The organism is Neisseria sp. P0020.S005, assembly GCF_051957055.1.
GTDB classification, from domain to species: Bacteria; Pseudomonadota; Gammaproteobacteria; order Burkholderiales; family Neisseriaceae; genus Neisseria; species Neisseria subflava_A.
Genome location: NZ_JBQCWV010000004.1, coordinates 116,270 through 130,416, shown reverse-complemented (window position 1 = coordinate 130,416; position 14,147 = coordinate 116,270). Strand labels below are relative to the sequence as shown.

Annotated in this window: 13 protein-coding genes; all 13 read left to right on the top strand. The window is 49.4% G+C overall.

The window, feature by feature from the left end:
* Window positions 1-183 precede the first annotated feature (183 nt).
* The 13 genes from ACTHTU_RS05040 to ACTHTU_RS04980 all read left to right on the top strand — a co-directional run bounded on the left by ACTHTU_RS05040 (window position 184) and on the right by ACTHTU_RS04980 (window position 14,097).
* Window positions 184-1,026, top strand: a complete 843-nt coding sequence (locus ACTHTU_RS05040; protein ID WP_440361940.1) for a class II glutamine amidotransferase — start codon at window positions 184-186, stop codon at window positions 1,024-1,026.
* Between the two features lie 199 nt (window positions 1,027-1,225).
* The gene (gene nrdR / locus ACTHTU_RS05035; protein ID WP_070584707.1) at window positions 1,226-1,678 is read left to right on the top strand and encodes a transcriptional regulator NrdR; all 453 of its coding nucleotides are present in this window, start codon (window positions 1,226-1,228) and stop codon (window positions 1,676-1,678) included.
* A gap of 14 nt (window positions 1,679-1,692) precedes the next feature.
* A complete protein-coding gene (gene ribD, locus ACTHTU_RS05030; protein WP_440361982.1) occupies window positions 1,693-2,796 on the top strand; it encodes a bifunctional diaminohydroxyphosphoribosylaminopyrimidine deaminase/5-amino-6-(5-phosphoribosylamino)uracil reductase RibD in 1,104 nt (367 codons plus the stop codon).
* A 573-nt stretch (window positions 2,797-3,369) separates the two neighbouring features.
* On the top strand, window positions 3,370-4,677 hold the full coding sequence (locus ACTHTU_RS05025; protein ID WP_070460459.1) for a nucleotide sugar dehydrogenase: 1,308 nt from the start codon (window positions 3,370-3,372) through the stop codon (window positions 4,675-4,677).
* Window positions 4,678-4,846: 169 nt separating this feature from the next.
* Entirely contained in the window at window positions 4,847-6,274 is a 1,428-nt protein-coding gene (locus ACTHTU_RS05020) for an oligosaccharide flippase family protein (RefSeq protein ID WP_440361939.1), read from the top strand.
* A gap of 42 nt (window positions 6,275-6,316) precedes the next feature.
* Window positions 6,317-7,627 (top strand): O-antigen ligase family protein, encoded by a 1,311-nt coding sequence (locus tag ACTHTU_RS05015; protein ID WP_440361938.1) that lies wholly within the window; start codon window positions 6,317-6,319, stop codon window positions 7,625-7,627.
* The gene (locus ACTHTU_RS05010) at window positions 7,624-8,694 is read left to right on the top strand and encodes a glycosyltransferase family 4 protein (RefSeq protein WP_440361937.1); all 1,071 of its coding nucleotides are present in this window, start codon (window positions 7,624-7,626) and stop codon (window positions 8,692-8,694) included. The genes ACTHTU_RS05015 and ACTHTU_RS05010 overlap by 4 nt, the downstream gene beginning before the upstream one ends.
* Before the next feature lie 13 nt (window positions 8,695-8,707).
* Window positions 8,708-9,880: a glycosyltransferase gene (locus tag ACTHTU_RS05005; RefSeq protein ID WP_070713695.1), complete on the top strand. Its 1,173-nt coding sequence runs from the start codon at window positions 8,708-8,710 to the stop codon at window positions 9,878-9,880.
* Entirely contained in the window at window positions 9,873-10,490 is a 618-nt protein-coding gene (locus ACTHTU_RS05000) for a sugar transferase (RefSeq protein ID WP_440361936.1), read from the top strand. The genes ACTHTU_RS05005 and ACTHTU_RS05000 overlap by 8 nt, the downstream gene beginning before the upstream one ends.
* Window positions 10,477-11,451 (top strand): ATP-grasp domain-containing protein, encoded by a 975-nt coding sequence (locus ACTHTU_RS04995; protein WP_440361935.1) that lies wholly within the window; start codon window positions 10,477-10,479, stop codon window positions 11,449-11,451. Before ACTHTU_RS05000 ends, ACTHTU_RS04995 begins: the two co-directional genes overlap by 14 nt.
* Window positions 11,444-12,136: an HAD family hydrolase gene (locus ACTHTU_RS04990; RefSeq protein WP_254324034.1), complete on the top strand. Its 693-nt coding sequence runs from the start codon at window positions 11,444-11,446 to the stop codon at window positions 12,134-12,136. Before ACTHTU_RS04995 ends, ACTHTU_RS04990 begins: the two co-directional genes overlap by 8 nt.
* A gap of 13 nt (window positions 12,137-12,149) precedes the next feature.
* Window positions 12,150-12,929, top strand: coding sequence for a methionyl-tRNA formyltransferase (locus ACTHTU_RS04985; RefSeq protein WP_070584698.1), 780 nt, complete (start codon window positions 12,150-12,152; stop codon window positions 12,927-12,929).
* Window positions 12,922-14,097: a DegT/DnrJ/EryC1/StrS family aminotransferase gene (locus ACTHTU_RS04980; protein ID WP_440361934.1), complete on the top strand. Its 1,176-nt coding sequence runs from the start codon at window positions 12,922-12,924 to the stop codon at window positions 14,095-14,097. Before ACTHTU_RS04985 ends, ACTHTU_RS04980 begins: the two co-directional genes overlap by 8 nt.
* The last annotated feature ends 50 nt before the right edge of the window (window positions 14,098-14,147 follow it).

The following is a 14,147-nucleotide window of genomic DNA, read 5'->3' as shown; positions in this document are numbered from 1 at the left end:
TATAGGGGAAGTGTTAGCACAGAATTAGTAAATGTCCTAACAATCCCCCTACAAAGCGAAATTCTTTATTTTTAATTCGATACAACCTGTATCACCTGCCCCAAAACGGCAAAGAATATATTGAAACTGCCTGCCCGATACACCATAATAACCCTATAAATACTCGGAAAAAAGGTTAACGCCATGTGCCAACTGCTCGGCATGAATTGCAACACTCCCACAGACATCATGTTTTCTTTTGAAGGCTTCCGCCGCCGTGGCGGCATTACCGATCACCACGCCGACGGCTTCGGTATCGGCTTTTTCGAAGGCAAAGGCGTGCGCTTGTTTCACGACGACAAACCCAGCGCCAACTCGCCTGTTGCCGACTTGGTGCGCGCCTATCAGATCAAATCTGAAAACGTTATCGCCCATATCCGCAAGGCCTCACAAGGCCAGACCTCATTGGCGAACACTCATCCCTTTATGCGTGAGATGTGGGGCGAATATTGGCTGTTTGCACACAACGGCCATTTGATTGATTTTTTTCCCGAGCAGGGCGAGTACTACCATGCCGTCGGTTCAACCGATTCCGAACGCGCATTCTGCTTTATTCTCAACCGCCTGCGCAGCCGCTTTGCCACCAAGCCCGAACCTGAAGTTTTGTTTGATGCCATCGCCGGCCTGACCCATGAAATCCGCCGCTATGGCTTGTTTAATTTCGTGATGTCCAACGGCGACTGCCTGTTTGCCCACGCCAGCACCTTGCTGCACTACATCGTGCGCAAAGCCCCGTTTGGTAAAGCGCGTTTGCTGGACGATGATGTGATGGTCGATTTTTCAGAAGTGACCACCCCAAACGATAAAGTTTCCGTCATCGCCACCCTGCCCCTGACGCGTGATGAAACTTGGTCGCAATTGGCAGTCAATGAATTGGTGATGTTTCAAGACGGCGATATCGTCCGCAGCGACCATCCCGAGAATCCGGTTTATATGAGTGCGGAAGAAGGTTTGGAAATCGCCCGTGCCGTTGGCGTATCGGTTTAACGGTTGATTGACTGCAAAACTCAAGGCCGTCTGAAAAGCTCAACTTCACCCAAGTTGCCCTTTCAGACGGCCTTTTTATACTTAATCCATAGTCAAAGCGTTTACTATACGAAAATAGCGCAATCCGCTACAATAATAGTTCACAAACAATAAATTCAATTGCTTAGCGACCTTGCCGAGCGTATGACAAGGAAACCCGATGAAGTGCCCGTTTTGCCAACACCCCAATACACAAGTAGCCGACTCGCGATGGCTGGAAGACACCAACAGCATCCGTCGCCGTCGCAAATGCTTGGAATGCGGACAACGCTTCAGCACCTTTGAAACCGTTGAAATGCGGATGCCGCAAGTCATCAAATCCAACGGCACACGGGTTCCCTTCAATCCGCACAAACTGCAAACCAGCCTTGAGCGCGCGCTGCACAAACGCCCTGTCACACAAGAACAAATCGATGAAACCGTTGCCCTTATCGAGCAGCGCCTCTACCGTTTGGGCAAAAAAGAAGTCGCTTCGCGCATCGTCGGCGAAATGGCGATGGAAGAGCTGGCAAAAATCGACCAAGTTGCCTATGTCCGCTTCGCGTCCGTCTATAAAAGCTTTAAAGACGTTTCCGAATTCACCCAAGTCATCGCCGAATGCAAAGCCAAATAAGGCCGTCTGAAACCATGTTTTCCGCACTTGATACCCAAATGATGCAAACCGCCCTTGAGCTGGCCAAGCTTGGGCGGTTTTCTACTTCCCCCAATCCCCGCGTCGGTTGCGTGATTGCACACGGCGCCCAAATCATCGGACAAGGTTTCCACGTCAAAGCAGGCGAGCCGCACGCTGAAGTTCACGCGTTAAGGCAGGCCGGAGCGGCGGCAAAAGGCGCAACAGCCTATGTCACGCTGGAACCTTGCAGCCATTACGGCCGCACGCCGCCATGCGCCGAAGCACTCGTTCATTCCGGCGTAACGCGCGTGGTCGCCGCCATGACCGACCCTAACCCGTTGGTCGCAGGCAAAGGCTTGTCTATGCTGGAAGCCGCCGGAATCCGTACAGAAAGCGGTTTGTTGGAAGCTCAGGCGCGCGAGCTCAACCGCGGTTTCCTGTCGCGTATCGAACGCGGCAGACCGTTTGTCCGCCTCAAGTGTGCCGCCAGTTTAGACGGCAAAACCGCCCTTTCAGACGGCCGCAGCTTTTGGATTACCGGCGAAGCGGCACGCGAAGACGTACAAATTCTCCGTGCCGAAAGTTGCGCCGTTTTGACCGGTATCGGTACCGTACTTGCCGACGACCCGAAGCTCAACGTCCGCAGCTTCCCCACTCTACGCCAACCTGCGCGTATCGTCTTGGACGGCCAACTACAAATCTCTTTGGACTGCCACCTCGTGACCGATACCGACAGCCCGACCGTTATCGTTACCCTTTCCTCAGACGAACAACGTTTGCAGGCGCTGGGTAAATTTGAACATATCCGCATCATCAGGCCGTCTGAACACATCAACGGTCGCATCAATCTTCTTTCCCTCATGCCGCAACTGGCAGAGCTTGGCTTTGGCGAAGTTCTGGTAGAAGCTGGCTCAACACTTACTTCAGCCTTCCTGAAGGATGACTTGGTGGATGAAATCGTCCTCTACCAAGCACCGAAACTGTTAGGCGCAGGCAAACCTCTTTTCTCCCTCCCTGAAAATCCGGCCGCCATACTTTCAGACGGCCCTTGGCAAAGTCAATCGGTAGAAATCATCGGGCAGGACATTAAATGGGTCCTCCGGAAAAAATCCATCTAATTGCCTCAGCTTGATAATTAAACCATTTTCAATAGAATCTATCTATCATTTGCATAGCAATAAATGTGTTTTTTCATCGAAATATTATAATGACTACAACGTATTCCAACTTAAAACTTTGACTTGTGTTAACTATCCTTAAGCTGATTGTCGACAAATTTTCCTTTTTTTCATCACGAAAGAATGAATTATTAAGATAAGTTAAGCCATGAAAATTTATTAAAAGTTTTTATTCTAGAAGGGTTTTAAACGGCATAAACGGTAGTTTGATTTCATGAACCATGCATTTGACAAAACAATATCTAAAATTAAAACATTTAGTTGAATGTAACTTCTAAAAGTCCAATATTCAAAAATACCTTTTTCATACCTTACAGGCCGTCTGAACGACCGTTAAACTTTTTTGATTGAGACGAATCAGATAAGTGCTTATGATTCCGTCTAATGTAATTATAAGTATGGTTTTAAGGCTTCACACGATACGGCAGCCGGCTATGGCTATGCGGTTGCAGCAAACAACTCAGGCTTCGGGAAAACACTCCCGATTTACTCATTCATTAAACGAAAGACATCATGAAAAACGTTACGATACAAAAATTTGCCGATAAGACCGCAAAAATCGGCATCGTTGGCTTAGGCTACGTCGGTTTACCACTGATGTTGCGCTATGTGGATATCGGTTACCAAGTTTTGGGTTTCGACATTGACACCAACAAAGTCGACAAGCTCAACAAAGGCGAAAGCTACATTGAGCATATCCCTTCCGACAAAATTGCCGCTGCTTCCAACAGCCTGTTTGAAGCAACGACCGACTTCTCCCGCATCGGCGAAGTAGAGGCCGTCATTTTGTGCGTACCGACTCCGTTGAACAAATACCGCGAGCCGGACATGAGCTTTGTGATTGACACTACCGATGCGGTAAAACCTTACCTGCGCGCCGGTCAAGTGCTGTCTTTGGAATCTACCACCTATCCCGGCACTACCGAAGAAGAATTGCTACCGCGCATGGAAGAAGGCGGCTTGAAAGTCGGTCAAGACGTGTTCTTAGTTTACTCTCCTGAGCGAGAAGACCCGGGTAACCCTAACTTTGAAACCCGTACCATTCCAAAAGTCATCGGTGGCCATACCCCTGCGTGTTTGGAAGTCGGCCTCGCGCTGTACCAACCTGCCATCGATAAAGTTGTTCCAGTAAGCTCCACCAAAGCTGCCGAGCTGACCAAACTTCTGGAAAACATCCACCGCGCCGTAAACATCGGCTTGGTGAACGAGATGAAAATCGTTGCTGACAAAATGGGCATCGATATTCACGAAGTCATCAATGCCGCTGCAACCAAACCGTTCGGCTTCGTTGCTTATTACCCAGGCCCTGGCTTGGGCGGCCACTGTATCCCTATCGACCCGTTCTACCTGACTTGGAAAGCACGCGAATACGGCGTAAACACCCGCTTCATCGAGCTGGCCGGTGAAGTAAACTCCCATATGCCCGACTACGTTATCGAAAAAGTCGGCCTGGCTTTGAATGACCACAACCGTTCTATCAAAGACAGCAAAATCTTGGTATTGGGTATCGCCTACAAGAAAAACGTGGACGATATGCGTGAAAGCCCGTCTGTGGAAGTGATGGACCGTCTGCACAAACTGGGCGCAGTGGTTTCCTACTCTGACCCGCACGTTCCAGAGTTCCCGCACATCCCCGGCCACCACTACTTCGACCTGAAGAGCGAAGCGCTGACTCCTGAAACTGTTGCTCAATACGATTGCGTGGTTCTGACCACCGATCACGACAAATTCGACTATGACATGATTACCGAACATGCCAAGCTGATTGTCGATACACGCGGCAAATTCCCAGTGAAAAATCCTAAAGTCATCAAAGCATAATCTTGCTTCAGACGCGTCCGGCTGCCTCCGGTTTCCCCAACTTGGACGGCGGCCGGTTTGCCAAGGCCATTTGTTTTTTCAGACGGCCTTGGCAAACCGGCAACGGTAACAACACATACCTTACGAAAAACGCTCAGCTCGAACTTCTGGCCGTCTGAAAACAAATAATATGAACGCGAAAAAAATCCTCGGCTACGCATTGGGCCCGCTAGGAAGCGCCGCCTTTGGCCTGCTTTCCCTGCCACTTATCTCATGGTACTTCCCTGCGGAAGACATCGGCCGTATCGTACTCTTGCAGACCATTGCCGGACTGAGCATTCTGCTCTTAGGCTTGGGACTGGACCAATCCTATATTCGCGACTATTACGCCGTTAAAGACAAGGCCGCGCTGTTCAAATCCGTTTTTTTATCGCCATTGATCCTGACTGTGACGGTTGTGGTTTTAGTGTTACTGATAAACGCATCATGGCCGTCTGAAATCATTTTTGACATCCCCAGTGCAAATTTGGGGATTCTCTTTCTGATTTTCTTGGCCACCACGCTGATTACCCGTTTTTTAGCCCTGATTTTGCGGATGAAAGAGCAGGCATTGGCTTTTTCCGTCAGTCAGCTTGCGCCGAAATTCTTGATTTTGGTGTTGGTTTTTGCCGTGATTGCTTCCGGCTTGCCTACCAATACTACTTCGCTGGTTTTTACCTACACCGCAGCCCAAGTGCTGACCATTGTACTGTTGATATATCAGCTGCGCCGAGACCTGCAAGCCGTTTCCCATGCGAAATGGTCGCCCGAGCTGCATCGGGACGGCCTGCGCTACGGCCTGCCGCTGGCATTCGGCAACTTGGCCTATTGGGGCCTGACTTCGATTGACCGCTTTGTCCTCAAAGACATCTCGGGATTGGACGAATTGGGCATTTATTCGATGGCAGTCAGCTTTGGTGCCGTCGCCCTGATTTTCCAAAGTGTGTTTTCCACCATTTGGGCGCCTTTGGTGTTCAAATGGGTAGAAGAAAAAACCAATCTGGACAAAATCGGCGATATCACGCTTTCCATGACCGTCCTCATCAGCGCAATGATTTGCCTTATCGGGATTTTTTCGCCGATGGTGACTTGGATACTGCCGGAAAAATACACGCAGGTTCAATTTATCCTGCTCTCGTGTATGCTCTTCCCCCTGTTTTATACGCTGACCGAAGTCAGTGGCATCGGTTTGAACGTCGTCCGCTCGACTTGGCTGATTACCGTCATCAACATCGTTGCCTTTATCGCCAATACCGCCCTGCTCTATCTGCTGGTACCGAAATTCGGTGCAAAAGGTGCGGCTATGGCCAGCGCAACGGCTTTTTGGCTGTTTTTCATCTTTAAAACCGAATTCTCTTCACGCCTGTGGCAGCCTTTGCCGCGCCTGAAGATTTATACCAACTCAACGCTCTGCCTGATAATCTGCCTTGCCTATACTTGGCTGGGTACGCGCGACAACTACATCTGGTTTGCGCTGGCATGGGCAGTCGGGCTGGGTTTCCTGTTCCTAAAATACAAACAAGCACTATTTGCCGCGACCGAAAAAATCAAAGTCAAATTAAACCGTTCAGCAAAATAGCCAACCTGAGATTTACGTCTCTACGATAACAACAGAACGACTATGAAAATAAAACGTCTAAATTTATACACTTACATCCTATACATCATGTTTACAGCTTATATGCTGGGGCCAGCGCTGTCTTTTAAAATCGGCGTACCGCGCATCGATAATCCTTTATCGTTGTTGTTCGTATTGATTGGCCTTGCCGTATTCTTTTTGGAGGGCAAGCATATTCCGCGCAAAATTTTTGTCATGCTCTGCGCCCTGGCCGCCATGTGTATTTGGCCGGCCATCCACATGGGCATTACATCGCTGATACCGACTCAATACATGGACATCTTGTTTTTTATGGCGGTGCCGGTTTTTTTCTACTTGTTTTACCAAGTGCTTATGCGCGCTGAAGATCCATTGGGCGTTATTCAGAAGTTTTTATTGGTCTTTGCCCTTTATGTTGCCGTTCCACCATTTGTGGAATTGATTACCGGCATTCAGTTTGTCAGTGCCAGTGATGAACTGGCCATTAAAGAAGGTTCGCTCAAAGGGCTGTTTTTCAATCCCAACAACCTTGCTGCCACTGCCGTTTGCCTCGCACCCGCCATCCTATTTTTCTTTCAACTGCAAGGACGCAAACACAAAGAGAAACTACTGGGCTGGGGATTATATTTACTACTAGGTATGGCCATTTTTGTTTGCGTATCAAGAACAGCTATTGCCTGCTACCTTTTGATTTCACTAATTTATATAGCTTATCGTAAAAATGGTTTTATTACCGTTATTGCCACAGGACTGCTCGCGTTAATATTATCGATGATTCCATCCCGTGTCATCGCGGAATTTTTGCTGTCGCTTAACGGCAACCCTTTTCTTGAACGGTTTTCCAGCCGCGTGTACCTTTTTCTATTCGATTTAGACAGCGACAACTCTGTGTCCTACCGTCAGGAGATTTACAACTATTTTTGGAATAATCCGCCCCTGTTGCTAACCGGCTACGGACCAAAAAATTTTCGCGACTATTTTGGCGGCCACTTGAGTAACAGCCTGGGTTTTGAAAATCCGCACAGTTTCATCATCGAACTGTATTTGGGTTTCGGCATAATTTCCCTGCTCGGTTTTATTGCATTTGTAGCGTTTTATTTCCTCTACACTACCTCAAGCCGTGCACTAACCAACAAATCACGCGTACTGGCTTGGGTAACTTTGGGCATTTTCTTGTTGGCAGGTTTTATTCCGTCCACCATTTTGCGTATGCCCTTCATCTGGCTACCCTGCCTGCTGATTTACATTTACAGCGCATTTGTCGCATCCAAATTACAAAATCAGGCCGCTTACACATATAGCTATACCCCATCTAAAACAAAGGGAATATCATGAAAATCACCCTGACTACCTCCATGTCTGGCCTCGGTGGCACTGAAAACGCCACTTTCCGCCTTGGTCGCCTGCTCAAACAACGCGGACACGATATCGTATTGGCCTCTTCAGACGGCCCTTTGATTCAGGAAGCGCAAGCATTGGGCATCCGTTGGCAGCCGATTGATTTTTACCAAGGTGGTCTTTTGGGTTACGTCAAAGGCACGTTTGCCTATATGAAACTGCTGAAAAAAGAGAAGCCCGATGTGATTCACTGCCAAATGGCACGTATCGTTCCGGCCTGCGCCATTGCGGCCAAGTTTGCCTCGCCGAAAACCAAAGTGTTCTACCACGCGCGCGGCCTTGATCCGGAAACTTATCCAAAAATCGCCAAGCTTTTCGACAAGCTGGGCGTGTACATCATCGGCAACTGCAAACACGAACGTGAAAAACTCATCCGTTACGGTTTCCCTGCCAACCGCATCACCTACACCTACAACGCCCTGCACAAAGTAGATTTCGTTCCTGAAAAAACAGTCAAAGACTATGTCCAACTGGGCACGCTTTCCCGTTTGGACACCGTCCGCGCCGTGCATCTGATGTTGGATATTTTGAAGAAAATGGTTGACCGTGGTATGCCTGTACGCCTCAACGTTGCAGGTATCGGCGAAGAAATGGACAACCTCAAAACCCAAGCCAAACGTTTAGGCATTGAAGACAAAGTCACCTTCCTCGGCGGCGTCCGCGACTTGACCGGCTACTTCAAAGAAGTCGATATTTTGGTGAACACGCCGCATTGTGTAGGCGACCACGGAGCAGGTGTCGGCAACAATATTTTGGAAGCCGGCCTTTACGACACGCCTGTCGTAACCTACAACATGGCGGGCATTTCGGAAATGGTCATTACCGGCCAAACCGGCTACTGCATTCCTTTCGGCGATGACGAAGCATTTATCGAAGCCGTCGATACACTCATCAAGCGTCCAGAGTTGCGCGGTCAAATGGGTAAAGCCCTGCACAAACACGTCGAAACCTTATGCTCCGACGACGAAATCTACCGCACCACCATGGCTGCGTACGAAATGTAAGGCTGTCTGAAACATGAATATTACCATCGTCGCCCCTTATTGCTCACTGCCGTCCGAGCCGCATTTCAACCGCTTCTGGTATCTTGCCGAGCTGTTGTCTCAGTCGCATGACGTGTTACTGATTACCAGCAACTTCAAGCACTATAACAAATCTTTCAGACGGCCCGAAGATGCCGAGGCCGCCTCACAAGGCCGTCTGAAAGTCATGCTGTTGGAAGAAAGCGGATACAGCAAAAACGTGTCTTTAGGACGCTTGGCCAGCCATCACCACTTCGTCAAACATTTTGAAAAATGGTTGGAAAACTGCCGTCCGGGCGAACAAGACGTCGTCTTTTCCGCCTATCCGCTGATTGCCACCAACCTGCTGTTGGGCAAACACAAAGCGCGTTTGGGTTACAAACTAATTGTCGATGTGCAGGACGTATGGCCGGAGTCTTTCTCCTCAGTCGTACCTTTTTTGAAAAAAGTACCGCACAACCTGCTGCCCTTTGCTTCACGCGCCAACCAAGCCTACCGCTACGCCGACGCGCTGGTTGCCGTATCGCAGACTTATCTCGACCGTGCCAAAGAAGCCAATCCGAATGTACCTGGCGAAGTCGTCTATATCGGTGCTGACTTTCCCAAACTCGATGCCGCGCCTGCCAAAGATTTTGGTGACGACAAAACCCGCTTTTTCTACTTGGGCACGCTCAGTTACAGCTATGACGTGGAAACCGTGTGCAAAGGCGTTCTCAAGCTGTTGGACGCCGGCGAAAACGTCGAGTTGCACATCATGGGCGGCGGCCCTGATTTGGACAGGCTCAAACAATACGCCTGCGACGACATCAAGTTTTACGGCTACATTCCCTATGCCGAAATGATGTCGGTTGCCAAGGGCTGCGACATTGCCATCAACGCCATCCAGTCCTATTCAATGGCATCGATTACCAACAAACTCTCCGACTATATGGCTTTGCAAAAACCGATTCTGAACAGCCAGGTCAACGACGAAGTTGCCAAAGTCCTTACCCTGCTGCCGCATGCGAACTACCGTTCCGGCGATGTGGACGGTTTCGTTCAAGCCGCCAAAGATATTTTGAAGCGTAAAAACGATCCTGTTCAGTCCGAAGAAATCGTCCGCCGTTTCAAGCGCGACGTTGCCTATCAAAAAATCGTCAACCTGATTGAAAGATTAGCTCATGAATAAATTTTTCAAACGCCTGTTTGACATTGTCGCCTCCGCTTCAGGACTGATTATCCTGTCGCCTGTGTTTTTGATTTTGGTGTACCTCATCCGCAAAAACCTAGGCTTGCCCGTATTCTTCATCCAAGAGCGGCCGGGCAAAGATGGCAAGCCATTTAAAATGATTAAATTCCGCTCCATGCGCGATGCAATCGATAAAGATGGCAACCCACTACCGGACAGCGAACGCCTGACCGATTTCGGCAAAAAATTACGTGCCACCAGTTTGGACGAACTTCCTGAATTATGGAATGTCTTAAAAGGTGAGATGAGTCTAGTTGGCCCTCGTCCGCTGCTGATGCACTACCTGCCGTTGTACAACGACTTTCAAAACCGCCGCCACGAAATGAAACCAGGCGTGACCGGTTGGGCTCAAGTCAATGGCCGCAACGCCATTTCATGGGATGAAAAATTCGCCCACGATGTTTGGTACATCGACAACTTTAGCTTTTGGCTGGATATAAAAATTTTGTTCCTGACAGTTAAAAAAGTCTTCGTCAAAGAAGGCATCTCAGCCGAAGGGGAAGCCACAATGCCTTATTTCACGGGTAACAAAACTGATGAAAAAAAATAATATACTGATTCTGTCGGCAGGTCGCCGTGTCGAATTGGTGCAGGACTTTCAAACCGAAGCCGCACGTTTTTCAGACGGCATCGGCGTTTTTGCCACTGACCTCAACCCACACATGTCTTCTGCCTGCCATGTTGCCGACCGCACTTTCAGCGTGCCGCGTATCGATGCAGCCGAATACATTGACAGCATTTTCGAGTTGGCCAAACAACACGACATCGGTCTGATTGTGCCAACCATCGATACCGAGCTGCTCAAACTGGCCGAAGCACGTGACCGTTTTGAAGCTGAAGGAATACATATTGTCATTTCCGATGCAAAGCTGATTACCCTGTGCCGCGACAAGCGCCTGACCTCAGGCCTGTTTGCACAATACAGCATCCGTTCCCCTGAAATTTACGAACGGGACCACCTGGTTTTCCCATGTTTTACCAAGCCTTATGACGGCAGCCGCGCCATCGGTGCGAAAAAAATCAACACACCAGCTGATTTGACTGTCGACATTACCGAAGACCCGAAAATGATGTTCGCCCAATACATCGATATCGAGAATACTTTCTCCGAGTTTACCGTCGATATGTATTACGACCGTCAAGGCCGTCTGAAATGCGCCATTCCTCGCGAGCGTTTGGAAGTGCGCACCGGTGAAGTCAGCAAAGGCGCAACCCGACGCAATGCCCTGTATGAGGAGCTGATTGAAAAAATGGCCGTATTGGAAGGCGCACGCGGCTGCATTACCGCGCAATTCTTCGTCAGCAAAACCGACAGCACAACCTACGGTGTGGAAATTAACCCGCGCTTCGGCGGCGGTTTCCCACTGACTTACGCCGCAGGCGGCAACTATCCGGGCTGGCTGATTCAAGAATACATCGGCGGCCAAGACGTCCCCTTCTCCGACGACTGGGAAAACAATTTAATCATGCTTCGTTACGATGCTAAAGTTTTGGTAAGAGAACATGATTAAGCCGGAAGAATCCGTCATCGTCTTTGATCTTGACGATACGCTTTACTCTGAGTACGACTACAAATGCTCTGGAATACAGGCAGTTGTAGGGATAATTACGTCGCTTTACCCGCAATATGATGCCGACGTACTAAATGAAATTGTAGACAATAAAAGTAAAGACTGGCTCAACAATTTGTGTCATCATTGCAAATTAAACGAACTAGAGAAACAATCACTTTTGTGGCAATATCGACTACACCGACCTGTTATCCGACCCTATGTCGAACCGTCTTTTTTACGGAAGCTGATGCGCCCTTTTGCCGCACGCGCCCTGATTACAGACGGCCGCAGTCTGACACAGCGTTTGAAAATACAGGCCTTGGGTTTGACCGATTTGTTTGACGACATTTTGATTTCAGAAGCCATGCAATCGGAAAAACCCGACGATAAGCGTTTTGTCTTCCTGCAAAACAAATATCCGGCTGCAAAACGTTTCATCTACATCGGCGACAACATCAAAAAAGATTTTGTCGCACCCAACAAACTGGGTTGGCTCTCCATAGGCATCATGCCTAAGCCGCACAATATTCATCAAGCCGAGCCCGAGCAATACGGTCGTGAATACCAGCCTACCCTTTGGATAAACACCCTGGAAGAATTGACTACACTGACAACTTCCGCCACCGAAAAAGCAAATGCATAAGGGACATTTCTCCATGAAAATCTTATTTATGGGTCGCAAACAGGTTTCCGCCAACCTGCTTCGTTTTTTGACCAAACAAGACCATATCGAAATCGTCGGCGTCTTGACCGACAGCCATCTGCAAGGCTCGCCGACCACGGCCGCCGCACAGGAATTGGGCTTGCCCCTGTACACCTTCGATACGGCTTTGGAAGCAATGCGAGAAGGCCGTCTGAAATACGATTTGGGCTTGTCCGTCCTTTACTGGCGCAAGCTGCGTGATGAATTCCTGAGCATTCCGACTTTAGGCACGATCAACTTCCACCCTGCGCTGTTGCCCGAATACAAAGGCACAGGCGGCTACAATCTGGCCATCATGGACGAGCTGAACGAATGGGGCAATACCGCCCACTACGTCGATGCCTCCATCGATACCGGCGAAATCATCGAAGTGGATCGTTTCCCTATCGAAGCTGAAACAGAAACCGCCCAATCTCTCGAACGCAAAACCATGCAGGCATTGGAAGATTTCGCGCGACGCATCATCACCCGCGCCATCGAGTCAAAAACCAAATTGCCGACTACGCCAAACATCGGTGGCCGCTACGTCAGCCGTGATGAGATGGAAGCCATGAAGCAAATCCGCGACGGCGACGATGTGGAGAAAAAAATCCGTGCGTTTTGGTTCCCGCCTTACGACGGTGCATACGTCGAAATCAACGGTCAAAAATACACCCTGATCAACCGCCAACTGCTGGAAGAAATCGCCCCTAAAGGCTCAACCAGTCTTTTTGCAGGAAAAACAAATGCTTAATACATCACTCTCCCCATGGCCAAGCTTTACTCAAGAAGAAGCCGATGCCGTTTCCAAAGTCCTGCTGTCCAACAAAGTCAACTACTGGACAGGTACGGAATGTCGCGAATTTGAAAAAGAATTTGCTGCTTTTGTCGGCACTCAATACGCCGTCGCCCTTTCCAACGGTACGTTGGCTTTGGACGTAGCGCTCAAAGCAATGGGCATCGGCCAAGGCGACGATGTGATTGTCACTTCGCGTACTTTCTTGGCTTCCGCATCCTGTATCGTGACCGCCGGTGCAAATCCGGTGTTTGCCGATGTCGATTTGAACAGCCAAAACATCAGCGCCGAAACCATCAAAGCCGCTTTGACGCCAAACACTAAAGCCATCATCGTGGTTCACCTTGCCGGTATACCTGCCGAAATGGACGACATCATGGCTTTGGCAAAAGAACATAACTTGTGGGTTATCGAAGACTGCGCCCAAGCGCACGGTGCGAAATACAAAGGTAAATCCGTCGGCTCTATCGGCCATGTCGGTGCTTGGTCGTTCTGCCAAGACAAAATTATGACCACCGGCGGCGAAGGCGGTATGGTAACCACCAACGACAAAGAGCTATGGAGCAAAATGTGGTCGTACAAAGACCACGGCAAAAGCTACGATGCCGTGTACAACCGCGAACACGCACCCGGTTTCCGCTGGCTGCACGAAAGCTTCGGTACCAACTGGCGCATGTTGGAAATGCAGGCGGTCATCGGCCGCATCCAGCTCAAACGTATGCCCGAATGGACGGCGCGCCGCCAAGAAAACGCCGCCAAACTGGCTGAAAGCTTGGGCAAATTCGCCAGCATCCGTTTGGTTGAAGTGGCCGACTACATCGAACACGCGCAATACAAGTTCTACGTTTTCGTCAAACCCGAACACCTAAAAGACGGCTGGACGCGCGACCGCATCGTCAATGAACTGAACGCGCGCAAAGTCCCATGCTATCAAGGCAGCTGCTCCGAAGTGTATTTGGAAAAAGCCTTCGACAACACGCCTTGGCGTCCGAAAGAGCGTTTGAAAAACGCTGTCGAGTTGGGCGACACCAGCCTGATGTTCTTGGTGCACCCAACCCTGACCGATGAAGAAATTGCGTTCTGCAAAGAAAACATCGAAGCCGTATTGATTGAAGCCACAGCATAATCATTTTCAGACGGCCTGCAACTTCAGGCCGTCTGAAAAAAATAAAACAG